We start from the raw sequence: 26,910 nt of genomic DNA on the forward strand, positions 1-26,910 counted from the left end.
CATCGGCAAACGTTCTACCCCTCAGCGCCGATGACACAGTTTTGTTAGCCGCTCTTAGGGCAGCCATGGTTGCAAATTGGGTGCTCAGACGAAGTCAGGATTCAAAAGGTCGATTCCTGCACCTTTGCACTTGATCCACGGGCCAGATGGATGTCCGCGACCATCCCACGCTTGAAGAGCAGTCTGTGCGTCTGCCCGATGCTCGTAGCAATATCGCCTTTGATAACTTAGACCATCCAGCCCAACTACCAAAGCGGTTGTGAAGTTGAACTTCTTTACCGCACATGTTTGGCCCATAAGGCGACGCAAATCCGTGAATCCATCCCCTGTAAGTGTATTTGTCAACACAGGGCTGGCTACACAGCCATGATCTGCCTGCGAAGCACAAGGATTGAGCATGCGGGTGATTTGGGCGCCGGACGACATGGTGGTATTTTGACTCGTCTTAACCCTGTACGGAAATAGAATGGCCTTGCCGCAACCGTTACGTCAAATGTGATTTGAACCGACGGTGACCGCAGCCAGCTGGTTTAGGGTGTATATGCGCCTATTTTCAGACCTTTGATTTCAGGGCATCTAATCAGATTACTAAAAAGGAAACACCAATGATTTTTCGAAGTATGAAATTAGCCGGCATCATAGTTGGAGTAGTCGTGGTTGCGGCACTTCTGGTGCGCGGCACGGTGCTTGATTGGACGATCATTCCCCCAGGCTACACCGGGATCAAGGTCAATCGCCTCGTCAACCGCGGAATTACCCGTGAAGATGTCGTCACAGGTTTCGTGTTCTTCAACCCCATTCAGTCCACAGTCATTGTTTATCCGACATTCGTTCAGCGAGTGATCTGGACGCATGACTTGAAAGAGGGTAATCCTGTCAATGAGGAATTGACCTTCAACACAAAGGACTCAGTGCCTGTGAATCTTGATGTTGCTGTTTCCTATCTTCTGGACGCCGAGAAAGTACCTGAGTTTTATACAAAATTTCGTGCTGACCGCATTGAGTCTTTCACGCATGGCTTTCTGCGAGATACCGCGCGCAACGCTGTAGTAATGATCGGCTCCGAATACGCGTTCGACGATATCAACGGGTCCAAGAAAGAGGAGTTTCTGAATCGATTAGCCAAAGAGTTGGGCAGTCGCGTAAGTCCAATCGGCGTCACCATCCAACAATTTGGTCTTATTGGTGCGCTCCGGCCACCGCCTGCGTTGCTGGACGCAGTTAACGCCAAAACACGGGCCATCCAAGACTCGATTAAAGTCGAAAACGAATTGCGTTCTTCACAGGCAGAAGCAAAAAAGAAGATTGCGTTAGCAGAGGGAGAAGCTGCGGCGAATCGCGCGCTCGCATCGTCAATCGATGACCGTCTGCTGGCGTGGGAACGGATCAAACTGCAAAAAGACGCAATAGCCAAGTGGAACGGGCAAATGCCGTCGGTTATGAGTGGCGAGAGTGGAGGGATGCTGTTTAACGTTCCCACGCCGATTGCTCCTGCGGTACGCAAATAGCTCTGGAAAAGGTCTGCGTCGTCGTGCGGCTGATACGGACCAAGTGCAGAGAGACAGACCGCAAAATCAGAGCGGTAGTTGGCCGACCCGACAGACTCATCCGCTTGGCGGATGTTCTTGGATTCCATGGCAACCCGGAATTCGCGGACAAGCACTGCCTGGGTATTTAAGTCGAAGGCGTAATTATGATTTTTTAAAAATAAGGGAGATTGCAATGGGTCGGTTTTTGAAAGTGTTACTGGTTTCTGCATTCATGGTTTTTTGCGGATGCGCCACAAAAATTGATCCCAAAGCCACGTCGGTCGACTGGAGCAAAGGATCGGTATTACTCATGAGCGTGAGCATGACGAATGAATTGAAGCCCAACTATGGGCCCGAACGCCTGGGGGTCATGTTGGCTAAATTGGACAAAAAATCTGAGCAGCAACGCATGCCTATGACGGAAGATGTAACTCCGTGGACCAATTCGGTCCTCGTTCACGTCCAGGTGCCACCAGGCTCATACGCCGTGAGCAGACTCTTCAGCACCGCCGGGACTTTTCCCATCAGAGGAGCTATTGACTTTGCTGTGAACGCACCTTTCGTTGTGCCTCCAAAGACAGTTCTTTATCTTGGCCATATTGATATGGTCAATACGGCCAAAACTACCAAGGATGATCAGGCAAGCGGCTTTGCAACACCTCTGATCGATCAGGCCGTTACGGGCTTCAGTTAGGGAACCTTGAGAGTTTCCCTAAGGGATGATTATGGAAGTGACGTTGCTCAATTCAAGAGCGCATATCCGGTAATGAAAGACCAAAGTGTGACGAATATCGCGATGCAGAAGATGACCCTTGAGCGTGCAACGGGGAGTAGTGCACCGGCTCTTGTCGTCACGCGATAAGTGTCTGGCCGAGTGGTGATCAGCATGTGGGTGCCGTGCGGTAGCTTTTAGTGACGTTTCGCCATCCACGTTCTCACCAAATGAGCACAGACGTTTCAGTTGGGGATCGCTTGATTGCGGGGGTTCTCTCCGCTCTCATCATGGCGGTTATGGCTTTAGTTGTGCCCGTCAGCCTTGCGGTCTTAAGCCGGGGTCGGGGACTAGAATTGCTCGGCGTGTTTGGTACCTTCCATGTTTGGGGCATGGCAGTAGTGGTCTTCGCGGGTGTCGTTGGTCTCGTCTTGGGAAGTGCGCGCGTCGCTGTTCTGTTCGGGCACTTGTGGGGTACTGAACAACCGCGAAGAATCGGCGTCACATTGTCCCTATGGGGAACGCTCCTTCTTGTCGCATTCATTAGCAATTCGCTGTTTGGTTAGCACCATGCGTTTAACTTGGCGCTCTGCGTGGACACGCAACTCAAAGCTTCAGCTTGCTGCATCTATTGCGTTCCGATTATTTCCAACGTAGAGTCCCTGAAAACGTGTCGTCGTTCGATCACTCCATCTCATTGACTCAAGCCTCGTCGGATGATGGCGAGGAACTGGTGGCGCTTAGGATCGATGCCATGCGCGAAAGCCTGGAGAGTATTGGGCGATTCGAACCGGCGCGTGCTCGCGAGCGTTTCCTCTCGAGCTTCGAACCGTCACGCACTCGGCACATTGAGCTGGGTGGAATACGAGTTGGCTTCTTCGTGCTGAAGCCCATCGAGGGGGCGCTTTTGCTTGACCATCTTTACGTCCGGCCTCAGTTTCAAAGTCGAGGAATAGGAGCAGCTGTGCTTCACGTAGTATTTGGGGAGGCCGCTGAGCAAGCCCTTGCGGTGAAGGTTGGCGCGCTTCGGGGAAGTCGGTCAAACCAGTTTTATAAAAAGAATGGTTTCACTCAAGTGGAGCAGACAGAGTTTGATAACTACTATCTGCACGGCGGGGCTCTCAGATGTTGACAGACACGGATACGCAAAGACACCTGGCTACTTCGCTACATTTTCGCAGCGTGCGAATTGTGGGTGATATTAAAGAGTATTGAATGCAAGGCCGCGCTCGACTGCTACAACTCGGGAAAGGGTTGATCGCATTTGCTGGAGCAGCTTGCTTGGCCAGTTCGTCTGTCACTTACGCGAATAAATTTGAGCGCCTGAACTGTCCCCCCGTGATGGTTACTCAAGTCGACAAAGCGGCGCATGTCGGGTGGCTCGTGTACAGCAACCAGCCACTGCGACTCACAGGTTCAGATATTGAATACGCGGTGGACGGCCACCTTGAGGCAACCCTCGACCCAGACGGCGAGAAACAACTCAACGACGACCAGTTGTCGGTTTCGAGTATCTTCCGAATAGCCAATCACCGCAGCAAGGGGCCGTTTTCGCTAGTCTGCCGCTATGGGGTGCATGCCCAGCTAAGCCGGACCATTCCGCGCCACATTAAAGAGTGCATCGTTATCCGCCATGGACGGTTCGCCGAAGTGGAATTCGAGGTTTCGTGTCACTGATGCGTTCCAACCCTTCCTTCAAGCATCCGCAAACTACGCCCCCGACTGCACCGTAGCCTTGCGCTCCAGGCTTCCCCAGCCTACGAGTGCACCTTTAAGCGACGCGAAGGTCGCCTTGATGGCCACGTAGTACATCAGTTGACGATAAAAGAAACGCTGCCAGAACAGCCAGATCAACAGCCACCAGCTTTCCTTGCGTTCGAGCGCGAAGGCGAGGATGGCGGCCAAGTAATCGATGGTGACGAACAGGGCGTAGTAGAAAAGTACGCGCCAAAGGTTCTCCGGCGAGAATTCTTCCGGATGCTGCCAGTGGTTAAAGGCGGCCGACCCAAGAGAGCCGACCAACAATAAATCCATGACAGGCGATACCAGCGGGAACAGAATCTGAAAGATGATGACGTTTGGCAGGGCCACAAAGCCGAGCGCGCCATAGCGAGGACGAAACAGCACGTCCCGGTGTTTCCAGGCGGCTTGCATCGTGCCGTACATCCAGCGGTAGCGCTGGCCGAGGAAACCGCGCACCGTGTCCGGCGCTTCGGTGAGGGCAATGGCTTCGTCTTCGTAGGCGATGGTGTAGCCGAGTTTGCGGATCGCCAGGGTCAGGTCGGCATCTTCGGCAAGCGTATAGCGGTTAAAGCCCCCGGCGCGCTCGACAAGTTCGCGCCGCCATGCTCCGACCGCTCCAGGGACCACCGTGATGCAATTGAGCACGTCAAAAGCCCGGCGGTCGAGATTCTGGCTGGTGATGTATTCGAGCGCCTGCCAACGGGTGAGCAGATTGATACGGTTGCCGACCTTGGCATTGCCAGCGACGGCGCCGATCAGCGGATCACTAAAGTGACGCACAAGTTTGACGATGGTGTCCTTTGTGAAAACGGTGTCGGCATCCAGGGCGACGATGACTTCAGCCTGCGTCTTCGTCAGGCCGAAGTTGAGTGCGGCAGGCTTGCCGCCGTTTTCCTTGGTGAAGACGCGCACGCGCATATCCTTGGCAAAAGCTTGGCTAACGACGCTGTAGGTTCCATCTGTGGAGCCGTCGTCGACGACGATGATCTCGAACTCGCGGGATATGTCGCTGGCGAGCAGCGATGCAATGGTCTGGACGATCACCTTTTCTTCGTTGAAGGCCGGAACGATGACGGCGACCGATGGCGAATAAGTGGGGTCGAAGACGGCATTGCGCTCGCGCCAGTGCTGGTAAACGGCCAAGGTGCCCACAAACAGCAACCGGGCAATACCCAGAATGATGCCAAGAAGAAAGATCCAATTGATGGCGGTTTCAGCCCAGTTGATCAAGGTGAAACCGGCGCCGTCTAACCATATTCGCTGTTGGTTGTCACGCGAGACAAGGGGCATGATGTCGTCGCGGCTGCGCCCGAGCAATTGAGCAACGCTGACAAATTCAAACCCACGCTTGCGCAGTTCTTCGACGATACGCGGTATGGCTGCGATGGTTTGCGTTCGGTCTCCACCAGAGTCGTGCAGGAGAACAATATTGCCATCGCCTCTTTCGGCTCCATCGACAACGCTTTGCACAATCTGGTCGGTGCCCGGACGCTGCCAGTCATTCGGGTCGATCTGCATGCCCACGCTGACATAGCCTTGCTTGGCGGCAAATTCCAGCGGGCGGACCTGGTCGATGGTCTCGGGTTCGGCATCGACACCGTAGGGCGCACGAAAGAGGATGGAATAGCGGCCCACTTCGCTGGCCAACAGGTGTTGCGTCGCCGAGAGCTCGAGTTGAAATTGCCTTGGGGAGATGGACGAAATATTAGGGTGGGTAAAGGTGTGGTTGCCGATTTCGTGCCCATCACTCACCATCTGGCGCAGCAATTCTGGATGCTTCTGAGCGTTTGACCCGATGATGAAGAAAGTCCCCGGCACCTTGGCTTCGCGTAAGGCGTCAAGAATGCGTGGGGTGAAAACAGGGTCAGGGCCGTCGTCAAACGTGAGTGCGATCTTGTGGTCAACTGCACCCCGGCGGGTGATGACGTAAGGCGAGGGAAACGCGGTGAAGCGTGCAGCCGAAATTAAGCCGCGCTGCGGGTCAAATTCGATCACACGGCTGCCAACCTGCGGCTGCGCAGTGATGTCAAGAACTTCACCCTTGCCTTCGTAGTCGACGCCGTAGGCGAAACGGATGTCGGAAAGTTGCGCGGCGCGGGCGGCATCTAACGCGCCTTCCTTGCCGAATATCTTCCAGATGGCGGGGTCTTCACCTCCGAGCCGCCACAAGGCGACACCTAGCGGCTGTGCAGAACGAATAGCCACAAACTGGTTGAACGCGCTCACTGCATCGAGAAGCCAGACGTGACGGGTACGGTTGTCGTCATCGACATAGTCAAATGTCGAATTCAGGGAATTCGGCTCAAGTTTCAACTTGCTTTCCGATTCCTTGGCGGTGAGCATCGCTTCTTCGAAGGTGCGTTCCTCGGCCGGTTGGCCAGACGGCCCCCAGTCGTAGGCGTAGTTGCCAATGGCGACAACCATCTTCCTGGCGGGAATGTCACGCTGACGTTCGCGCAGCACGTTGGCGAACCACGGCAGGCTGGCAATTGGCCCTGGCTTTCCGTCAGCCCAGTGTTCATCGTAGGCCATCAGGATCAGGTAGTCGGCGTTGTCAACCAAGCGGCGGTAGCCGAAGCTGGCGTCGTCAGCTGGCACGTTAACCGAGACGGTGAGATTCTTTGGGTGCATCACCGCATAAAGCTCGGCAATAAAACGCTGGTAGTCAGGCTGCGCCTTAGGTGCAACGCTTTCGAAGTCGATGCTGATGCCAGTGTAGTTATGGCTTTCAACGAAAGTCAGCAGCTGGGCTATGGCGTGCTTGCGGGCCACCGGGTTAGCCAGCATCCGCGTCAATTTGGCCCCTTCCCAGCTCTTGCCGTTCCAGTTGTTGATCAACGGCACCAGCGCGATATCAGGACGGCGGTCACGGATATATTTGGTGACGGTCGCCGTACGGGTCGGATCGTCTTCGCGAATGGTGCCGTCCTCGGCGGACAGATGCAGCCATTCAGCAATCACGGTGTCCAGGCTCCCCAGGTTCTCCTTGAGCGAGCTCATACTGGCGTCATCCCAGTTGACAAAGAAGCCGATAGCAAGCGGACGGCTCTCCGATCCGGGAGCTTGTTTGTGCGGCCGCTCCTGAAGCTGGCGCAGGCTGCGTTCGCGCTCGTGTGCGATTTTGACTTCGTCGCTATGCAAAGCACGTTCGCGGCTGGTCATAGGGCGCTCGAGCGCGAGCGCTGGAACCTCCGGAATAGCGTGCGCACCGTGGGGTAGGAAACTGACAGCCGGCAGATGCAGCGCCGGCAGCACTGGCGTGGCGAGAATGCTGAGCATGAGCGCGCCCAACAACAGGGAAAGCGTGATGCCGACGAAGGTCATACCCAGTCGCAAACGTGGCCAGCGCTTTTTGGTGGGGTCAAAAAATACCGGTCGAATTCCTTCGACAGCGGTGTTTGTTGGAGAGGGGTTGACGGGTATTGGCTCAGACATGCGGAAGCTATGAGTAAGGGAGGCAAGAATTGAGTCGCCTCAGTCCCAGTATCTCACCCTCATCTATCACCATAATCAGCCACAGCCCACATATTGTCATGTGCGCATCCAAGCGGACATTTGTGTTTGTAAATACCGCAGGACTCCCGTCTGACCGGGTTGCCTTGTTGGTTATAGGTGTAGGCACTAACATTCACTCGACCCGTAGTGCTCGCATTGACACCCCGAGTGACAGTGTTGGTGCCGCTTTTTCGGATAGCGATTTTTCTCGGTTAGGCCGCCAGACCGATAGCGTGGCCCGAAAATCTCTCCTTACTGCGGGGCTGCTGTTGAGCTTAAGGGTAGGCCCTATCCGGTGAAGCCCTAGATCGGGATATGAACTGCCTCAACTTTGCGCCAGTTTCCTACGCTAGCAATCTACACGAAGTGTTAACTTGAAAGGCTTGAGCTACGCAACCGCGCAGCTTTGGAATAACACCCAGGAGTCTCCATGATGAAAACCTTTACCCCCTTGCTGCTGGCTGGATTACTTGGCTTGAGCGCAGCCAATGGATTTGCCCAAACCGCTACCGCCTCCACCACGCCTGCCGCTGCTGCGGGGAATCAGCCAGCACCGGTGATACTGCTTGTGCCCGTTGAAGTTTCCAACCGCGCGCTTGATGCCGGCTGCTGGGCTCAGTTTTACGACGAACGAAACTTCAAGGGCGACATGCTTACAGTGGTAGGCCCCGCTTCAATAGACAGCATGGACAAAGGCAGCGGCAAACAACTGAAGCGGAGCATCGACAGCCTCGTCACAGGCCCCAAGACTATGCTCAAAATCTACGAGCACCAGATGTTCAAGGACAAATCGATTGACTTTCCTGCCAACAGCAAGGAAGCTGGCTTAATCAAGAAGCTTGGCTTCGGTGGCAACATCCAGTCTCTGCAGCTCACCTGCTCTAACTAACTTGATCTAAGCACGGGCGGGGTTTTGTCGCAATAGGTCATGCGAAGTTCGTCTCCAGCACCTTTAGTGGACGATTTGGAGGGGATACGCGTAAGTGATTTTTCTAGGCCCGCATAGCCGATGTGGTGAGCCTCGGGTTGCCAATGGCAGACGAGCCGATCGCCCGCCCACCGACTCTTGACCTTCAGTCCGCGCTCGTTCAGGGCGCCGCAACCGAAGCATTAGACCTTCAGAATATCCTGCAGCGATCGCCCTGACTCCAGGCCGGCCGGGTCTTCGGTACGCGGTTCCAGAACATCCATTGCACAGACTCCATTGCGTGGGTAGGAGAGAGTGATCGGCTGACGGGACTAGTGCGCCGACTACGATTGAGTCACCGCCAGCACCGTACGATATTCGCCGATGGTGGTCGCGCAACCAGTCGTCCAGCCTGTCAGGGCTTTTTAGGCCAGACGCTTGCCCACGCCACACCGACGGTGATCACTGCGATTCCGGCAAGGCTCATCCCAGATGGATGCTCTCCCAGCATCGGTATGGCCAACAACGTCGCGATGCCGGGCGTGAGCGCGCTGATCACCGCCGCCCGCGCCGCCCCCAATCGCCGCACCGATTCGCCAAACGCATAGAGTCCCACCACTGCGGACACGGTCTGCGCCGCAGCTTGGATGCAGACATCGCTCCAGCGCATTGATGCAAAGTCGGGGCGTCCGAGTGCGCCATAGGCGATCGTGACGAGAATCAACGACCACGCATTGACAGCAAACGCGGAATGAAGTGCCGTTACTTTCGCAGCGCGTATGGCAATCGTATAGACAGCCCACATCGCAGCCGCGAGCAAAAACAGCACTTGCCCGCGCCATGAGTCCGAGTTGCCATCGGACAGGCCGGACGCGTTGATGATGGAGAGACCCACGACCACCACGGCAAACCCCGCCCATTGGATCGGCCGCAGACGCTCACCAAGTATGACCACCGCCAAAAGAGCCACGAAGAACGGCATGCTCCCAATCATCACCGAGGCGATGTGTGATGCAGGCGCGAACTTCATTCCGGTCACGCTGACGAGCAGAAACGGGGCGCCGGCCCCCGCCACGATCGCGAGCGTCGTTGGCACGCTTCTGATAACCAACGGCAGGCTCTTCCGCAAGGCCACGGGCAGCAAAAGGATAGAAGCGCACGCGTAGCGGATGAAAGCGATATCCAGCGGCCTCAGACTGGACTTCACCCCGGCGCGTGACGACACCACCCAAGTGGCCCATATCAGCACGACGAGCAATCCCCATCCCACTCCGATGCTGATGTCGCGACGGGTCCCGGTCCGTACGGCGCGGGTGGTGGCCGTGGCAGTCGTCACGGTGTTGCCTTTGCAAGTTCGCAATGCGCTTCCAGCCGGTAGCCATCGGGATCGATCGCGAACGCCGCGTAGTACGAGGGTCCGTAGGAGCTCCTCAATCCAGGCACTCCGTTGTCATGGCCTCCAAGCTGTAGCGCCTGACGGTGAAAGGCAGCAACGGCATCGCGATCCGCCGCTTTGAAAGCGACGTGCAATCCGGACTCGGGACCGGACTGGACCGCGCGCGACGTTTTGTACAGCCAGAGTACGGGCTCGTCAGCACCATAGCCTAGCGCTCTGTCGTCGCCTGAAAGCATTCGATAGCCCAACGCGCCGAGCGCTCCGTCATAGAAAAGGCGGCTGCGGGCGATGTCGGTCACACCAAAAGAGAGATGGTCGATCACGTTGCGTTCTCCTGGGGTTGAAAAGCATGATGATAACCATCATGATGGTTATTATTCTGACATCCTCGGTGGCGAAAGTCAACCGGCATAGGGGTTAGATAGAATAGGGACATGATTCGAGCCCGAATGACCGTCAAATGCTGCTGATCGCTCCGCCGCCGCTGACTCGATGTATCGACTTCGCCAATACGCTCTACTGGCGCGGACGTAAGGATCCGACCGATGACCTGAAAACACTCGAAGACGTGCTCGGGTGGTGCGAGAGGTCGTCGCATGTACCGAAGACGCTGGTCGATCTCTTCAGGACGGGGTACCTCTCCGACAAGATGAAGGAGCGCCAGGCATTTGATGCCGCCCTGAACTTGAGGGAAGGGCTTTACGCTGTCCTGGTCGATCATGCGGAACGTCGCGAACCGGATGCCGAACAATTGGCAGTGGTCAGCAGCCTGCTACGGGGGGCAGCGCCACGCGTCCACTTGACACGCGCCAAGGGCTGCTATTGGTGGGCGCTCGATCCGACTCATTGCAGGCTTAACGACCTGCTCAGCCCGATTCTGTGGTCCGCCACCGATCTGCTGGTGAGCGACAAATTGTCGAGCGTGAAGCGCTGCGCCAACGACGAGTGCAGGTATCTTTTTTTGGACGACAGCAAAAGCGGCAACCGACGCTGGTGCTCGATGGCGTCGTGTGGAAATCGGGCCAAGGCGCGCAGACACTATCATCGGGCAAGTCAGGCCGACAACGGCGCGCGCTGAGTTGCTGCCGAAGAGGGGCCAGCACGGCGAACGATGGTGACTGACTCACGGCGCGGCATTGCGCGAACGCGACGATGTCTTGCGAGCCGCGCGCTCGGCCTTGCGTGCGACCTCTCGTTCGTCGGCCTCCTTCTACCGGTACGACTTGCCCTCGATGCGCACCAGCTCGGCGCGATGCATCAGCCGGTCGATCGACGAGACGACGCAGGCCGCACTGAGGAACACCTCGCCCCATTCGGCAAAGGGCTTGTTCGTGGTCACCACCGTGCTCTTGGCTGAGGTGATTGAATAGGCCAAGCGCTCGTTGCTTCAGAATCGGGAGAGTGCACGGCTGTAGGAGCCTTTGCTGCGCGTTGAGATAGCCACCTGAACGACGGCTTCCTGCCTGGATTGACTGTCGCATTTGCTGCGATAGCGGACGTAGCCCAGCTGCGAAAGCAGCCATTCCATCCGACGCAGCCGGACAAGGTTTAACGTACAAGTAACCGGCGACCGAGGAGCGATGGCCCCTATGCACCAATAGTCGCTAACTTGACCTGCCGTTGCGTGGTCCGAGGAAAAACCACAATATCAGACCCAGAACGGGTAGGAAAACTACAGCGAGAATCCAAATCAATTTTTTCTCGTTGGAGACAGAGCTTTGAAAAATATTGAGAATGGCCCAAATGTCGCCAGCGAGCACCAGCACACCAATAAGTCCGTTGTATCCAAATTGCATGCTTTTATATTCCTTATGCTTTTGGCCCAAGCCATCAGTGCCCGAACATCAGGCAATATAACTTGAAAGCACCTGGTGCGCCCAATTGTCCGAAATGTGCCATGAATTGACTGTCGCATGTGCTGCGATAGCGGAAGTAGAACGCTGCATTTAGCGGATGGGCTGCCCAGCTGGGAACAACTCAATTAATGCATCCGCCACTGCGCGCACACGCGGGGAGCGACGTACATCGGGGTGCATTACCAGCCAGAGCGTGCGACTGACCGGGCAGGGTGGATCGGCAAGAACGATCAGCGCCGGGTCTTCAACAGCCAGAAAATGCGGCAATACTGCGACACCTAGGCCTGCGCGCGTCGCTTGATAAAGTGCAACCAGATCATTGCAGCGCAACGCAAAACGCCGACCTTTGGCTATTTTTTCCAACCACTGCTGTTGTGGTGCTTCGCGCAAGTCATCGTCGTAACCTAGGAACTGCCAAGTGTCTGCAGACATGGCCGCGACTTCCGGGGTGGCATACAGTCCGAAATCAACTTCCCCCAACGCACGCACGGCCAGCCCGGGTGCGGTGGGGCGTGACAGCCGCAATGCCAAATCGGCTTCATGGCGTGCCAGGTTGGCTTCGCGGGTGTCGCTGAGGATATCCAGATCAATGCCGGGCCATGCCTGTCGTAACGGAGCCAGACCCGAAACCAGTCGATGACTGACCAATGCCGGCGGTGCGGCTAGGCGCACGGTTCCTTGCAGCGCCCCGACACCCAACGCGACCCGGGTAAACGTCAGTGCTTCGTGCTCCAGGGCCTGTGCGTGCCGCACCAAGGTTTCTCCCTCTGGCGTCAGTTGCCAGCCGTGCGGCAGACGCTCAAACAACCGTACTGCAAGGGCGTCTTCCAGCGACCGTACGCGTCGCGCTATGGTGGAGTGCTCTACCCGTAACTGGCGCGCAGCGCCAGATAGGCTTCCTTGCTGAGCTAGTGCCAAAAAATGGCGGATGTCATCCCACTGCAAGTTGGGGTTGCCAGGAAAATGATCTGGGTGTTTTTGCACAGTGGATGTATATTTATTTGGAATTGCGGGTTGATTCTGCACGGACTACATTGTGTTTGTAAACCCATCCAACGGAGTGCAACACCATGAATGCGAATTTGTCCCAAGCCATAACCCGAATCCTAGTCTCCCAATACGGCGAGGCCGATGTCCTGCATATTGATGAGCGTGCCGTTCCAGCGCCAGGAGCCGGAGAAATCCGCGTACGCCATCGTGCCATTGGCGTGAACTATGTGGATATCTACCACCGGCGCGGCATCTACCCGCTGCCCGTATTACCGGGTGTGCCCGGCGTAGAAGGCAGCGGCGTTGTCGAAGCAGTGGGCGAGGGTGTTGAAGACTGGCAACCAGGAGATCGGGTGGTCTACGCGGGTCTGCCTGGGGCTTACGCCAGCGTTCGAAACCTGCCTGCTGCCTTGGCAGTGCGACTGTCTGAGCATCTGGATGCCGACATCGCTACAGCGGCTTTTATGAGGGGCATTACCGCGCATATGTTGTTTGCTCATGTGCGCCCTGTGCAGTCCGGAGATACGGTACTGGTGCATGCCGCAGCGGGCGGCCTAGGGTTGATTCTGGTGCAGTGGGCCAAATCGCTGGGTGCCACGGTGATCGGTACCGTGGGCAGCGCAGCCAAGGCCGAACTGGCGCTGGCACATGGGCTGGATCAAGCCATTGTGTACCGTGAACAACCATGGGTAGACGCAGTACTGGCAGCCACGCGCGGCAAGGGTGTGGAATACGCGATTGATGGCATTGGCGGGCAAACTCTACAAGATAGTTTTACGGTCACTCGTACTTGCGGCACCGTGGCCAGCATTGGCCAGGTAGCAGGTGCGCAGACGCTGCTCGATCAATCCCTACTTGCAACCCGCTCACTTTCGCTGGCATATCCGAGTGTCATGCGGTTTATGGCCGACAACGACCGATATCAGGCTGCCGCTGCAGATGTGCTGGCACGATTAGGTCAAGGCCTGCGGGTGCACATTGATCGGGTGTTGCCGTTGAACCAGGCGGCAGATGCACACCGCTTGTTGGAGGCCGGAAAAACAGCGGGCGCATTATTGCTGCGTCCTTCAATGAACTGATTCGTTCCGTGTTGCACGAATACATCCGAGGACGACTTGTTTGTCAGCACAATCTGCTGTTGGCGCCGACCGAAAATTGACCCCCGGGGGTGCGGCGTAAATCTTGGACTGGTTTATGTTGCAAATCCTAGGCTTTCTCGATATTCGACGGGCGCAGAGACCAAGATACATCGCAGCTACACGGCACGATCAGAGTTCAAGCACCAGCAGCCCTGCCCAACCAACGGCAGGGTGAAGGGGCGTGCCCAGGATATGTGATCGATCACATCAACCCTTTGGCCTGTGGCGGCGCGGACGCGCCCAGCAACATGCAGTGGCAGACCGTGACCGACGCCAAAGCAAAAGACAAGTGGGAACGCCGCGCCTGCTGTAAATAGACGGTAGACCAATACTCGCCAGGACAACCGGGTGTGCCGGTACCTGCGCAAGATATTCTCGTCGTAGGCCTATAGAAGATGAACCGCGTCGGCCAGAGACGCTGCCGACATGCCAAGGCCGCGCTTGTCGAAGAGCTCAATAAGAGCTTCCGGGGTGTACGCAGGGTTGTCCCATCGTTCCCGCATTTGCTTGATGGCAGTCAAAGCCCGGATTTTGCCGAGCGTGATCTGATTCACGATGAACTCATCTGGCGTCTGAAGTTCGATGTCGAAAGGCGCCAGCGCGATCGGGGGAAAGTCTTTTCTGTTCAGAGTGACTATGACGTCGGCATGGCCAACCACGGCCGCCGCCAATACATGACGGTCATCAGGATCCGACAGATTCATACATCCGATCAGAGGTTCGTAACCGGTCACCATGCAGTCGGGGATGGACCGACGCATTGCGTCGGCCGTCCTTGCAATCGCCTGCTCTGTTCCGGGGTAGTTCACTAGAAGCGACCTGGTCCACTCATCTTCGATAGTCGCCGTCCACTTGGCGTTGTACAAATCGGCATGGGCTAGGCTGAGCAGCACGTCCCGCAAAAAAGCTGGATACAAAACATTTGCATCCAAGATAGCTGTGTAACGTGCTGCTCCTGCCATATCAAAGCTCCTGACCAATCTCCCGCGTAAACCGACTCACATCTCTGAGCGCGTTTGCGGCGTTTTCTTTCTCTTGTGCCTGGTACCTCACGAGCTCTTCAAACTCGATCCGTCGGTGTTTGTTCACCATGCGGCAGCCCAAGCGTTGTGCTTCGATCTCTTTGATAACAAAGGGACGCGAAACATTTAGGAATGCCGCGGCCTCTTGGGTCGTCAGCTCAGCTTTCTGAGGCATCAGAACCATAGGTTCGCGCTTCGCCATCTGTCTTAGGACCTCTGTGAAAAATCGCAGAGCCCTAGGTGGCAGGTGCAGAACTGGGGGTTCGCCCTTCCCGTCATCAAATTCAAGAGTTATCTTTATGTGTTCTGCACGAGAGTGATCCAGTGCGGTCATCAAACAAGCATTCGCCACTGCCGCCATCTCGGCTTCGGCGTCGCTTGCCGGGTCGAGTACGTGTTGCGTCATAGTTTTCTCTCCGTGTTGCCTAGGTTTGCTAAAGACCTCTTATCGGGTCTAGTCGCAATATTAGCATTAATCGAAATAAACGCAACGCAATACTTGTAGGTGGATTGCTTCTCCGCCGGTAATACAGGCGCATGCCAGCTTTTGCACCAAAGGTAATCAAAATAATTACTGCTCGACTTACTCCGATGGCGAAGTAATTTACGAGTTGATCGCGCCAAAAATTGCACAAGGTGAGGATGTCGTCCTTTCTTTTGAAGGGGTTACAGGAGCGGTCATTTCGACAGCACCTCCCTGCCACTGCTGTCGAAGATTGAGGCTGAATGTCGTCCCTATCCGCCTGAAGGCCGATACCGGCGCCAGCCAGTACACCTATGACGCCAACGGCAACGTCCTGACCAAGACCGACGCCCGCGGCAAGCAGACCCAGTACAGCTGGGACAGCCTGAACCGCCTGAAGACCATCAGCTACCCCACCGGGACAGGTTCTAGCATTTCGTGCTCAATGGGCATGTCCATGCATGTATCCGAAGGATGTGCCAGCCCGGTTTCCCATTTACAGGGCTTATCGCATTAAGGAACTGCCGCCCCCGTCGCTGGATACCAGGCGATGCAAGCGGGAATTGCTGCGAAGTTAGGACAGCCATGGTTGCAAATTGGGTGCTCAGACGAAGTCAGGATTCAAAAGGTCGATTCCTGCACCTTTGCACTTGATCCACGGGCCAGATGGATGTCCGCGACCATCCCACGCTTGAAGAGCAGTCTGTGCGTCTGCCCGATGCTCGTAGCAATATCGCCTTTGATAACTTAGACCATCCAGCCCAACTACCAAAGCGGTTGTGAAGTTGAACTTCTTTACCGCACATGTTTGGCCCATAAGGCGACGCAAATCCGTGAATCCATCCCCTGTAAGTGTATTTGTCAACACAGGGCTGGCTACACAGCCATGATCTGCCTGCGAAGCACAAGGATTGAGCATGCGGGTGATTTGGGCGCCGGACGACATGGTGGTATTTTGACTCGTCTTAACCCTGTACGGAAATAGAATGGCCTTGCCGCAACCGTTACGTCAAATGTGATTTGAACCGACGGTGACCGCGCCGGTAGACAGTTCCAAGTCGCCCCCTCCGCCGAGGCTCACCAAAATTCGCTCAGAACAAGCTGGGCTGGACGATCCTTCGCCAATAGTCCGCTCTCATCAATCAGTTGAATAACGCAGATATTCCAGCCTCGGTCCGCAATTTGGTATTCCATTTGCAATTCTAGCTGCACATAAACTTGATGAAATTTCGCAAAGTGGAGGAGCGCCAATGTCTTCGCATTCGCAGCGGTTTGCAAACTGGCTCGAATCCTCGACTTTGATCTGAGCACTGGGGGCAGTTCAGTCGCTGAGGATTGCGCAGATTTTATCTTGAAGAGAATGGTTCCATTCGGCCGTCCGTCGTCATCGATCTCCCGGATGTCGGCGTCAACCCGGTAGGTGTCCCTGCAAGGCAGTGTCTTCCGGAGGTTCTCTGTACCACCCAGGGTGTAGCGCCCGCTCAGGGTTTCAATTTCCAAGGGGGGCGAACCAGCTTGCGCAACCATCGACATTACAGTTTCAAGCGAAGCGCCGTTTTTAATACCTCCCGCCAAGTCCTCGTAGTATTTGATGGTGCTTTTCCCGATACTGGCAACAATGTCTTCCGCGGCACGACCGGCCCGATACTGCTTTTCCGCATGAATTCGTGCCAGTTCGCCTGCCACACTGAGCGGGTCGGCTTCGTGTGTACCGCCTGCTTCGAATGCCAGGGAAGGCTGTGGCTTCACAATTTCAAAGAGTCCAATTTTTCCGTTGTCAGGGTTGATGGCAGTGATTAACAGTTGATCCTTCTGGTCATGGGTGCTTTTCATCCTCAGTTCCCGAATGACCTCCTCGGCGTGCTGCTGCTCACGCAGCGTCCATGTTGGGCCGTCGTTGCGCCTTGTTTCTGCGGCCACTTGCACCATCTGGCCTTGCGCGAGCATGCTGCGGATGTACTGTGGAAGATTTGGTTTTTTCATTGTTCTGATTCCGTTGTCAAAAATTGTTCAGGCGGTGAGACCAACGAGCAGACCGGCAATGGCAAGCTGACCCGCGAGTCCGTAACTTCGAGGCGACGCTTTTTCGGGTGAGATATGCGGCTTGCTTCTGGCTGGAGACAGTGCGCGGGGGCGGGGCGCGCAACTTTCGGGGTCGGTCGATTGGTCCTGAAGCAGAAAACCCACGGTGCCAAAACATGGCATGCGGGTATTGGCTGAGTGGACATGTACGGGGGATTCCCGCAAGGCCGTATCAAGGCCGGGAAGCTGCCCGATGAAAATCCCCACGCCTGGGCGGAAAACCGGTTGAAGGCCCATCTCCCGCATTGTTCCGAGGATTGGCAGCAGCTTGACAAGCTGCTGCTCACTACGGAGCGTTAGCTTGGAGCCAGTTTTATCCAGGCTCCCCAGGAGCGCGAGACTCACGTTGTGAAGGATGGGTCGGTTGCGCACGATCCATTTCGCGCATTTTGGCGTGAAGGCCAACAGAAGGCGTAGGGTTTCGTCGGGAATGCCTTTTGGCGGTTCCTTGCCTTGCATTGCAAGTTTGACATTGAGCTCCGTCGCCCGCCGCGCTAGTTCAGCGGCGGCTCGTTCTACCAAAGTCAACGCAACTTCCGCCGCATCGCCTGCCGCTTGAGCGGGTACTCCCAGCGCTGTCAGAAGCACCGCCTGAGTGAGCCGGGCACTGCTGTGGACTGATTCGGTGGGTGGGCCGTCCGGGGGTGGATATTCGCCGAGGGAAATAGAGGGCAACCTGGAAAGCGCTGTTCGCCAACCCGCTTCAAAAACAGCCTCAACAGCTGATACTCCGGGCGTTAAAGTCGATTTTGGGCGCTTGCGTACCCGGTGGCTTGCCGCGTAAATGGTCTGAGGCTTCTTTCCCGAGACTGCCGCCGCGTAGGCACCACCGATGGGAAGCCCCGCGTCGGCGAGGATGCAATGAACTCCCAGCTCCAGCGTACTTGACACCATGTAGTACCGCAATGTCGTCAATGGACTCGCATGCCTTGCCAAGCGGGACGCCTTGGCAAAGCGCACGTGCATAGCTGTCAGCTGGCTGGCAGTAGCCGGTATGGTGGAAGTGAGCAAACCTTTGCAGAGGCGGTCAAGAACATCCGTCACATTGAATGCCACGTCCGTCGTGGCCGCGGCCCGAAGGTCATGCTCCCGGAACTCCGGGCGACCTGTCTGCAGGAGCAATGTGCTTTTTATCGTGGCGCTGACGGCATCGAATGCGGCATAGGGTTTCTCGAGGTGCGCATCTGCAAACAGCAGGATGTCGGCGTCGATCTTGATCGCCATGCGTCGACGCTGCAATTCCATCAGTTCATCACTGAGAGATTTACCCAGGATCCCGGTTCCACGGCTGTGGATCGACTTCAGGTGGTTGTGCCCGGTGCTGGTGATGTGCAGGAGCTGGTTGCGACCATCGAGGTTTTCCGGCTTGGCGAACCTGACTTCGCTGATCCGCAGCGGAACAGTCCGCTGCAATTGAAGCCGGGCACCGGCGAAGGCGTACGTTGCTTCTTTCCCTGCAAATGACTGCTCCATTGTGATCCGTGCCGCATCACATTCCCGGTGGCTTGTGTAGACAGGAAGCCGAGGCAGTGCGGGTGTCTTCTTGCCTTTGCCTTCCAGGAAACCAGCCGGCACATGGTATCCACGGGAATTCAGAAATGCGCAGATGTGAAGCATCTGCCACCGTGCCGCGCACGATTCCCTGAAATCGCGACTCCCTCCCATCTGGAGGTAGACGCCAAGAAGCGTGTCGGGGTCCAGCTCCGGTGTACCCAGGTCCTGGACTGCTGCAAAGAAGCAGGCATATCCTTTGGCGTATTCCGGGAGCGTTGAAGGGCTCAGGTTCCGGTAGGGAGCACCCGGAGAAAGATCGGCGATCAGCAGGTCGATAAAAAGCCGCTTCCCTTCGTCTGGATGGTTCAGTTCCAGGTAGGCCCACAACGCGCTAATGCATCCCTTGCGACGCCGCAAGTCCTCTCCCAGGGGCAAGTCTTTATCTCCCCAGTGATTCAGGATGGCCAAGACGTCCGAGAAATCACCCTGAGACCTGCTGGCGCGGTGCACGTTCTGAAGGGAGGGGTTCTGTGTCGCCAAGCAGGGGCGTTTGAAGTGAAGCCGTGCGAGATCGGCAGCGGGAATGAACGGTGCTTTGTGCAGGGCCACAAAAAGTGCTCCGGGCGGGATTTCAATAGCAGCCCAGTGGCTGGCAAGCCGGGAGAGAAACTTCGCGGAATCGGCGGAGGTTTTGGATGGCCAAGCCGGGTCAAGTTCCTGAAGCAGCAGGTGCAGTTGCTTCTGGCCGACGCTCCACGGTATTTGCCCGGTTGGGTGAAGCGCCCTGACCAGGTCCGCCGCTGCCGTGGTGTGCCGGTCCATCAGACGCTGAACGACAGGGCGGGTGCCGTTGCTTGCTTCGACCACGACCAGTTGGTCAATGGCGACCAAACCGGCGCCGAGCGCGTGAGCGAACAAGGCCTTCTGCTCGTCCTCCGTCAGAACCGCTGTCATGCTGATCAGACAAAAAAGCAGAGCACCCGCTGGATACCTGCGCACTGAATCACAGGTCAGATACTGCCTCTTCAGGCGTATGAGCTGGCTGTGGGCCACGAGCGTCTTGTTATTGGAGGGTGGATCCTGGTCGTAATTCGGAACCTCGGGGACCAGGAAGTCCTGGATTTGCAGTTTGCGTTTGAGCAACATGCTTGGTAAGAGCGGTAACGTTGATCTGGCTGAAAGCTCCGGGAATTTCAGAAATCGATCTGCTGTGCGGCCACACCCTACCAGTGGCTTGAAGCCCAATGCCTCCTGGAATGACTGCAAAATCGGTTGTAAATAGGCGCACACTTCCCGAACGGAGACTCCCGAGGCAAAGCCAAAGGCTTCCGCTCCATTGATGTGATGACCCAACAGGGCTTCAATCGCTACCTGTGCCGTTTGGGCTCGGACCAGTGCAGAAAACCAGAAGTGGCGCGCGATATTCAGGTCGCTGGCACCCAGTTCCGCAGCAAGTTCTGCCAGATCTCTGCGCCTGAGCTCACGTGGCTCCCAGCCCATGCTTGTTTTCTCGAAAATAGTGAACGCACACTTGTGGGGGCGTTGGCCGCTGGGAAGGGTAGCGACGAACTCCGAACTCTTGCCTGCGTGCTTCATTTTTCCGCTTAGTGATCGAAGGTGTTCCAGGTAATGTTTTCTTGTGGCCGTGAGGCAATCGGTGGAAGGAACAATCCGCTGCCGCGAGTAGCGGTCCACCCGCCGGTCCGCAAAAGCCATGTAGTACTCGCTCGCAAACACCCGCTCAAAGGTCAGGCTGCCGATCCTGTCACCGCGACCGCCCACACCCCAGATCAGCTGAAGTGCCACGGCCTTGGTGTAGAGGTTGTGAAAGGCAAGAATCTCGTCCAGCGAAGATCTCGACGTAATCTCGTTACGGGCAGCACTGACCTTTTGATTAAGCCGGGTGATCATGAGCCGGAACTTTTCAGACGTCAGGCTCTTTGGGGAACCAATCTGACGGTTCCGGGCAGGCGCTGCCGGCGGGGTGAGTCCCATCCAAACGTACAAGATTGAAGTGGCCTCATGGATTTCCATCTCGCTGAACGAGAGATAGTAAAAATCCGAAGCGGGAGTGCTCATCGTGTCGCCCGTGATGCGCGCGACCAAGGCCGGATGGATACCCAGAGCCAACAGGCAAGGCCTCAGACTCATGGCGAACCGTGTGTCTTCCGGCCCATGTGAGGTATTCCCACCTGCATTGAACATGCGTTGGCAGGTTTCGTAGTTCAGCCCTTCACCCTGCAACAGCTGGCCTAGCGTTTTGGCGTTCGGATTGCGCGCCCAAAGTTCTTGGAGCGCGATAACGACCTCCATGGGCAGGCGGGTGCGCCACCAGCGGCCGTGGACCCTGCAGCGATCTTTTCGGTCCATTCGTGGGGCGATGACAAGTTGGTCGCGCCGGATAACGCCTTGCGCGATGTTCAAGCACATTGAGCCTTTGCGAGTCAAAGGAAGGCGCAGGCACTTTTTGAGCGACACGCCACAAAAAAATGAAACGTAGCGCGCCGCCGCGTGGGCTCGCAATCTCCAACCGCCTTCATCCGCAGGGACGTGCTTGAGGTGTGAGTTGATCTTATGGAGCGCGTCTTTACATTCGTTGTGGTCCAAACGAATCCAGTGGGGAGAGATGCGGTACCCATCCACCGCATCGGACTGGCAGCCTCTTTGTTTCTGAAGCTCAAACAACTCAAAATTCGGGGAAAGGTTGTCTTCGCGCTTCGCCACATCCGGCGATGCGGTGACAGGCGGTTGCGTGACTGGGGAGGCGCCGTCCGGCGAAATCGGGTTTGTTGGGCTGCTCGAATGCGGAGTTGCCGTCCGGAAGCTCGAAACTGCAGGCACGCCTACATTCAACAAATTCAGGAGCATTGCCCTGAAGTCCCCCACCACGGCCAGCGCGGTGGACGGTTGCCAGTCAGCTAAGGCCTTCGGGTTGAGGAAATTGATTGCGCAGAGCTCTTCCCAGCCTTCGTCGCTGGAACGGAACAGCTGCTTGAGGCCTTTTGCAAACGCCCTAGGCAGTTTCTGAAGGCGGAATAGGGCTGACATCACCGCCAGCGAACCTATAGCAAGACACTTTTTGCGTTGCTCCGGGGTTCGACTGGGTGAGGGTTGGCCGACCAATACCTCCAGAAGCGGATGTTTCTCGGTTACTGCTGGGGCAGGCGATGGTGCGAAATGCTGCATTGAGGCCGGCGCGAGCAGTTGGCCGAAGACGTCTGCCCAGCCTTTGGCGTCATTCTTTATGGGGGCAAGGTGTTTCAAGCCCTCTGAGATGTTTTGCAGGCAGATCTGAGTGTCATGAATATTGAGATGATCCATCCCCAAATTTGCCTGCAGGGCGCCCCAAAGACGTGTCTCATCCTCCAATGGAAGAAGGATTAAAGGGGCATGAAGTGGTACCTGTTCACTGAGATGCATGATTTATGGATTGAAATATGGGTGTGCAGAAGCCTTCGCACGGGCGTGCCAATGCACGCGGCGAGGGAGCCGAAATTTCCGGAACTGTTTGATGGCGTGAAGCCGGCACGGTGGTGACGTGCGAAGACCCACCTAGCCGTTTGGACTAGCTATTTGGGTGTTTTAGGCGCGCACAGGCGCCGCAATATCAACAGCCTGGCTGGGCAGCGACATTGATCAAAGGTTTGAGTGACAACAACCTGTCGGGTTGTTTGTGCGGCTCTTGTTAGAGCCGAGATGGCGTGCGCGCATCTTTGAGGGCAGGGCAGCATTCAGAATGCCGCACCTGACAGGCCACCTTCACGCCGGCTACCGAGCGTCCACTTACGTGAAAGCCAATTGCGGAGTCATCCGGTTGGCCGGTGCAGCGCCTTGAGCTTGCACCGCTCAAATATACCGGAAATCTGTTGGACTAGGCAAGGCCTCATGCCTCTTTGATCCACGTGTTGGATTGCCGTGCTGTGTCGGGACTCACTTATATAGCGAGCAACGATTCGAGGTGGGCGGTTCTGGGCTGATGGAAACGGGTCGCATATGAACGTATTTGTCGGTGGCCTAGTTTGCACATCAAAAACAGACAACTCACGCAAGCCCGGAATAAAGTGGCCTCTGTTGTTAATAAATGAGGTTTGGTGATTCTGACCTGGGCTTCAAAAGAGGCTTGATTTGAAAGGAAATTTTTTGATGTCGTTGCTCCAAATACCCCGCTTGGCACCTGTAGCTAACTGACGAAATCTGTTGGAGCCGATGCCAATGAGTAGCCTCATAACCCAAAGCCCGCGCAACCAATATCCTAGCTAACCAAGCTAGTTAGCAAAACGCCTACTTCATGTAGGCGTTTTACTTTGTGCCTTACAGAGGCGCTTGCGCTATTGCGACGTAGGGCGCAACCGCAGCCAACCCCCGGCTGAGTTCAATCAGGCACTACCGCCGTCACTTCAATTTCTATTCGCGCGCGGTCTTCTACCAGCCCCGCAACCTCGACGCAGGTCATCGCGGGGAAATTCTTTCCCATGATTTCGCGGTAAACGCCTCCAAGTTCTTTGAGCCTGGCCACGTATTCGACGCGGTCCACCACATACCAGGTCATGCGCACCATGTGCTCAGGCCCGGCACCGCCCGCTTTCAGTACGGCCGCTATGTTTTGCAACGCCTGACGCGTCTGTGCGATGAAATCGTCGCTCTCGAATTTCTGTTGTGCGTTCCAGCCGATCTGGCCGCCGACAAAAAGCAGGGCGCCGCGCGCGAGAATGCCGTTGGCATAGCCCTTGGGCTCCGCCCAATCGGGTGGTTGCAGTTTTTTGATCATGTGGTTCCTTGGGATGCTTTTAAATAAGGTGCCAGGGCGTCCCGCATCGGCTCGGGCAGGGCCGCCGGCTTGCCGTTGGGAAGTTCCGAATAGACCACCACGCCGTGCGCTCTCAGCTTGATGGCGCTAACGCCACCTGGTGAGGCCGGATCACCGTGAATCTCGTACTGCATTCCCAGGCTTGCATTGCCCAGGCGCGTCAGCTCCAGCGTGATCGTCAGGGAGTCGCCATGCCGGCACATGCCGAGGAATTCAACTTTCAAATCGACAATCGGCACGCCCATGCCACCGGCAATCAAGACATGCTCTGGAAAGCCGATGTGTGCCAGAAAATCTTCCTGCACTTCATGCAGCAGGTAAAAGTACTGGGGATAAAAAACAATGCCGGCGGGATCGCAATGATGAAACCTGACCTGCTTGCGTGTCTGGAATTTCATGATTCGCGCAGCTTGAAGCGTTGCAGTTTGCCGGTTTCCGTGCGTGGCAATTTGTCCACGAATTCGATCTGGCGGGGATATTTGAAAGGCGCGAGCGTGGCCTTGACGTGGTCCTGCAGGGCCTTTGTCATCACCTCACCTGCTGGCCGGTCGGGCTTGAGCACGACAAAGGCCTTGACGACCATTCCCCGCTCATCGTCCGGCAAACCTACTACGCCGCACTCGGCTACGGCCGGGTGCTTGAGCAAAGCGTCTTCGACTTCCGGGCCGGCCACGTTGTAGCCGGCGGTGATGATCATGTCGTCGGCGCGAGCCTGGTAGAAAAAATAGCCGTCAGCGTCCTGCATGAAGGCATCACCCGGGTAGTTCCAGCCTCCTTTGACGTAGTTATTCTGTCGCGCGTCGTCGAGATATCGGCAGCCTGTAGGCCCCACTACGGCCAGTTTTCCAATTGTGCCCCGGGGCACCTCTTCGCCGCCATCGTCCACGACCTTGGCGGTGTAACCCGGCACCACTTTCCCGATAGCACCGCGGCGCACGTCCTGCCCCGCTGCCGAGATAAAGATGTGGAACATTTCGGTCGCGCCGATGCCGTCGATCATTTCGATGCCAGTGGCGTCCTTCCACAGTTGCCGCGTCGCATCGGGCAGGCTCTCGCCGGCGCTCACGCACAACCTCAGCCCGGGCACCCCCTGCTGCTTGGCAAACGCCGCCATCTGGCGATAAAACGTGGGCGCGGTGTAGCAAATCGTCGCGCCCACGTGGTTGATCAGCTTGACCATGGCCTCTGGCGTATAGCCGATGGAGGGGTAGTAAACCGACGCGCCGGCCCACATCGGAAATATCAGCATGCCGCCCAGGCCGAAGGTGAAAGCCAGAGGCGGTGAGCCAACCACGACGTCCTCGGGCTGTGCCTTCAGGACATGGCGGGGCCACGCTTCGCAGGCGGCCAGGACGTCTCGGTGGGTGTGTACGGCGGCCTTGGGTTTGCCTGTGGTGCCGGACGTGAAAGCCATCAACGCGACGTCGTCGGCCGCGACAGGACATGACACGAAGGTGCCGTCTTTTGGCGCTGAAAGCGCTTCGAGCGACGTGAGGTCATTCACCAGGTTGAAGGGCACGATGGTCTTCAGCCTGGGGCACAAGCTCCTGGCTGCCTCGAGCTCGTCCAGCAAGCTGGCGTCGCACAGGGCCAGCGCCGGTTGCGCTTTCTCGATGATTTCGCAAAGCTCCTTGGCCCGTAGCAAGGGCATTGACGCCACGGCGACCAGCCCCGCCTGCACCACGCCCAGCCAGGCCAGCGCCATACCGATGGAGTTGCCGCCGCGCAGCAGTACCCGGTTGCCGGGTTGCAGGCCGAAGTCTTCGGTCAGCACCTGTGCCACCCGATTGACATGCGCCAACGCTTGCGCGTAGCTCAGGCTGAGTTTGTCAGAGCGAAGCAGGGGCCTGTCCGCATGGCCCTCACGAAGGGCTTTGGCAAACAAGGCCTGCACCAGATTCACCTGCGCCGGGATACACAACTCAGGCAGCGGATACACCAGGCGGGGTAACTGCTGCGGCGGTGGCAGGCGGTCGTGCACAAACCGGTCCCCTTGGGCGGACGGTGCAGTGACGGGTGCCGCGGCGGGTGAAAAGGCGGCGTCGAAAACAGAGGTGCTCATGATTGCAGGATGGCCTTTCCAATAATGAGTTGCTGCACTTCCGTCGCGCCCTCATAAATGCGCAGCGAGCGGATGTCGCGGTACAGGCTTTCTACCTTGGTGCCCACTTTCACGCCCAGGCCGCCGTGCATTTGCAGTGCCATGTCGATGACTCTTTGCGCGTTCTCGGTGGCTGTCATCTTGGCCATGGCCGCTTCCGCCGTGATGCGCGCGCCGCTGCCCAGGCGTTCGCTCTCGTCGCGCATCCAGGCGGCGCGGTAGGTCAGCAGCGCGGCCGCATCAACCAGGGCCGCCATTTCGCCGAGCTTGGCTTGCGTGAGCTGGAAGTCGGCCAGCGTCTGGCCAAACATCTTGCGTTCCTTGGAGAAGCGCACCGCCTCGGCCAGAGCGCGGCGCGCCATACCCAGCGCTGCGGCGGCGACGGAGGCGCGGAAGATGTCCAGTGTTTGCATGGCCAGCTTGAAGCCGCCGTGCAGCGCGCCGAGCTGGGCATCCTGTGGCAACTTGCAATGCGCGAACTTCAGCGTGGCCAGCGGGTGCGGCGCCATCACGGCGATGTGCTCACTGCTGTCCAGACCCTTGTTTTCCGCATCGACGATGAAGGCCGTGATGCCGCGCGTGCCGGCCTGCGGATCGGTCTTGGCGAAGGTCACGTAAAAATCCGCGATGCCGCCGTTGCTGATCCAGGTCTTGCTGCCGTTCAGGGCCCAGCCCTCGCCGGTGTCGGTGGCCGAAGTCACCATGGCACCGGCGTCCGATCCCGCGTCGGGTTCGCTCAAGGCGAAGGCCGCGATCTTTTTACCGCTGGCCACCTGCGGCAAATAGGCCGCCTGCTGCGCCGGCGTACCCGCCAGGGTGATGGCGCCGCTGCCCAAGCCCTGCATGGCAAATGCAAAATCCGCCAGCGGCGAATGAAAGGCCAGAGTCTCGCGCAGGATCACCAGCGCCCGCGAGTCGAGTTTTTCGAGCGCGCCACCCAAGGCGCCGCCTGGGCCCGACGGCACGCAATAGCGCAGCCAGCCCTCGGCGCCCAGCAGGCTCACCCACTCCTTACAGGCCTTGCGGTCATCGCTTTCGTCGATGTGCTGCTGTGGCGCCCATTCGGCCAGGCGTGTGCCCAGGTCGCGGTGAACCTCGTCAAAAAAGGGCAGGGCCAGGTGCGCGGTGGTCGATCTCATGCGTGAAGAGTCCTTGGCTTGTTGCGGGGTGCTGG

The 26,910-nt window shown here is 57.1% G+C and carries 21 protein-coding genes and 1 pseudogene; 8 read left to right on the plus strand and 14 right to left on the minus strand.

Annotated elements, in window-relative coordinates; genetic code table 11:
• Positions 1-605: 605 nt before the first annotated feature.
• From ABI546_RS04635 to ABI546_RS04650, 4 genes are all read left to right on the plus strand, one after another.
• Positions 606-1,508: a prohibitin family protein gene (locus ABI546_RS04635; RefSeq protein WP_348044578.1), complete on the plus strand. Its 903-nt coding sequence runs from the start codon at positions 606-608 to the stop codon at positions 1,506-1,508.
• Between the two features lie 214 nt (positions 1,509-1,722).
• A complete protein-coding gene (locus ABI546_RS04640; protein ID WP_348044580.1) occupies positions 1,723-2,223 on the plus strand; it encodes a hypothetical protein in 501 nt (166 codons plus the stop codon).
• A 709-nt stretch (positions 2,224-2,932) separates the two neighbouring features.
• Positions 2,933-3,373: a GNAT family N-acetyltransferase gene (locus ABI546_RS04645; protein ID WP_348044986.1), complete on the plus strand. Its 441-nt coding sequence runs from the start codon at positions 2,933-2,935 to the stop codon at positions 3,371-3,373.
• A gap of 83 nt (positions 3,374-3,456) precedes the next feature.
• Positions 3,457-3,918: an STY0301 family protein gene (locus ABI546_RS04650; protein WP_348044582.1), complete on the plus strand. Its 462-nt coding sequence runs from the start codon at positions 3,457-3,459 to the stop codon at positions 3,916-3,918.
• A 33-nt stretch (positions 3,919-3,951) separates the two neighbouring features.
• On the opposite strand, the gene ABI546_RS04655 is transcribed toward ABI546_RS04650, so the two are convergent.
• Positions 3,952-7,419 carry a polysaccharide deacetylase family protein gene (locus ABI546_RS04655; RefSeq protein ID WP_348044584.1) on the minus strand — a complete coding sequence of 1,156 codons (3,468 nt, stop codon included), beginning with the start codon at positions 7,417-7,419 and terminating at the stop codon, positions 3,952-3,954.
• A 493-nt stretch (positions 7,420-7,912) separates the two neighbouring features.
• Between ABI546_RS04655 and ABI546_RS04660 the strand changes: the two genes are divergently transcribed.
• Positions 7,913-8,368, plus strand: coding sequence for a hypothetical protein (locus ABI546_RS04660; RefSeq protein WP_348044586.1), 456 nt, complete (start codon positions 7,913-7,915; stop codon positions 8,366-8,368).
• Positions 8,369-8,801: 433 nt separating this feature from the next.
• On the opposite strand, the gene ABI546_RS04665 is transcribed toward ABI546_RS04660, so the two are convergent.
• Positions 8,802-9,722 (minus strand): DMT family transporter, encoded by a 921-nt coding sequence (locus tag ABI546_RS04665; protein ID WP_348044588.1) that lies wholly within the window; start codon positions 9,720-9,722, stop codon positions 8,802-8,804.
• On the minus strand, positions 9,719-10,105 hold the full coding sequence (locus ABI546_RS04670) for a VOC family protein (RefSeq protein WP_348044590.1): 387 nt from the start codon (positions 10,103-10,105) through the stop codon (positions 9,719-9,721). Before ABI546_RS04670 ends, ABI546_RS04665 begins: the two co-directional genes overlap by 4 nt.
• 137 nt (positions 10,106-10,242) lie before the next feature.
• Here ABI546_RS04670 and ABI546_RS04675 point away from each other — a divergent pair, with 137 nt between their 5' ends.
• Entirely contained in the window at positions 10,243-10,860 is a 618-nt protein-coding gene (locus ABI546_RS04675; protein WP_348044592.1) for an ABATE domain-containing protein, read from the plus strand.
• A gap of 45 nt (positions 10,861-10,905) precedes the next feature.
• Here ABI546_RS04675 and ABI546_RS04680 read toward each other — a convergent pair.
• The 3 genes and pseudogenes from ABI546_RS04680 to ABI546_RS04690 all read right to left on the minus strand — a co-directional run.
• Positions 10,906-11,133 (minus strand): annotated as a pseudogene (locus ABI546_RS04680) (ATP-binding protein); the annotation flags it as partial.
• 253 nt (positions 11,134-11,386) lie between these two features.
• Positions 11,387-11,578, minus strand: a complete 192-nt coding sequence (locus ABI546_RS04685; RefSeq protein ID WP_348044593.1) for a PLD nuclease N-terminal domain-containing protein — start codon at positions 11,576-11,578, stop codon at positions 11,387-11,389.
• A gap of 150 nt (positions 11,579-11,728) precedes the next feature.
• Positions 11,729-12,583: a LysR family transcriptional regulator gene (locus tag ABI546_RS04690; RefSeq protein WP_348044988.1), complete on the minus strand. Its 855-nt coding sequence runs from the start codon at positions 12,581-12,583 to the stop codon at positions 11,729-11,731.
• Positions 12,584-12,708: 125 nt separating this feature from the next.
• Between ABI546_RS04690 and ABI546_RS04695 the strand changes: the two genes are divergently transcribed.
• Positions 12,709-13,707 carry a quinone oxidoreductase gene (locus tag ABI546_RS04695; RefSeq protein ID WP_348044594.1) on the plus strand — a complete coding sequence of 333 codons (999 nt, stop codon included), beginning with the start codon at positions 12,709-12,711 and terminating at the stop codon, positions 13,705-13,707.
• A 446-nt stretch (positions 13,708-14,153) separates the two neighbouring features.
• Here the strand turns inward: ABI546_RS04695 and ABI546_RS04700 are convergent, their stop codons facing one another.
• Entirely contained in the window at positions 14,154-14,729 is a 576-nt protein-coding gene (locus ABI546_RS04700; RefSeq protein WP_348044595.1) for a PIN domain-containing protein, read from the minus strand.
• A 1-nt stretch (position 14,730) separates the two neighbouring features.
• Positions 14,731-15,195: a helix-turn-helix domain-containing protein gene (locus ABI546_RS04705; protein ID WP_348044597.1), complete on the minus strand. Its 465-nt coding sequence runs from the start codon at positions 15,193-15,195 to the stop codon at positions 14,731-14,733.
• 205 nt (positions 15,196-15,400) lie between these two features.
• Between ABI546_RS04705 and ABI546_RS04710 the strand changes: the two genes are divergently transcribed.
• The gene (locus tag ABI546_RS04710) at positions 15,401-15,769 is read left to right on the plus strand and encodes an RHS repeat domain-containing protein (protein ID WP_348044599.1); all 369 of its coding nucleotides are present in this window, start codon (positions 15,401-15,403) and stop codon (positions 15,767-15,769) included.
• Between the two features lie 560 nt (positions 15,770-16,329).
• On the opposite strand, the gene ABI546_RS04715 is transcribed toward ABI546_RS04710, so the two are convergent.
• The 6 genes from ABI546_RS04715 to ABI546_RS04740 form a co-directional block, all read right to left on the minus strand.
• A complete protein-coding gene (locus ABI546_RS04715) occupies positions 16,330-17,235 on the minus strand; it encodes a hypothetical protein (RefSeq protein WP_348044601.1) in 906 nt (301 codons plus the stop codon).
• Between the two features lie 27 nt (positions 17,236-17,262).
• On the minus strand, positions 17,263-22,248 hold the full coding sequence (locus tag ABI546_RS04720) for a hypothetical protein (RefSeq protein ID WP_348044603.1): 4,986 nt from the start codon (positions 22,246-22,248) through the stop codon (positions 17,263-17,265).
• Positions 22,249-23,200: 952 nt separating this feature from the next.
• On the minus strand, positions 23,201-23,596 hold the full coding sequence (locus ABI546_RS04725) for a RidA family protein (protein ID WP_348044605.1): 396 nt from the start codon (positions 23,594-23,596) through the stop codon (positions 23,201-23,203).
• Entirely contained in the window at positions 23,593-24,033 is a 441-nt protein-coding gene (locus ABI546_RS04730) for a thioesterase family protein (RefSeq protein ID WP_348044607.1), read from the minus strand. Before ABI546_RS04730 ends, ABI546_RS04725 begins: the two co-directional genes overlap by 4 nt.
• Positions 24,030-25,697, minus strand: a complete 1,668-nt coding sequence (locus ABI546_RS04735; RefSeq protein WP_348044609.1) for an AMP-binding protein — start codon at positions 25,695-25,697, stop codon at positions 24,030-24,032. The genes ABI546_RS04730 and ABI546_RS04735 overlap by 4 nt, the downstream gene beginning before the upstream one ends.
• Positions 25,694-26,875: an acyl-CoA dehydrogenase gene (locus tag ABI546_RS04740; RefSeq protein WP_348044611.1), complete on the minus strand. Its 1,182-nt coding sequence runs from the start codon at positions 26,873-26,875 to the stop codon at positions 25,694-25,696. Before ABI546_RS04740 ends, ABI546_RS04735 begins: the two co-directional genes overlap by 4 nt.
• Positions 26,876-26,910: the final 35 nt, after the last annotated feature.

This window comes from Polaromonas sp., assembly GCF_039932935.1.
Classification (GTDB): domain Bacteria; phylum Pseudomonadota; class Gammaproteobacteria; order Burkholderiales; family Burkholderiaceae_C; genus Polaromonas.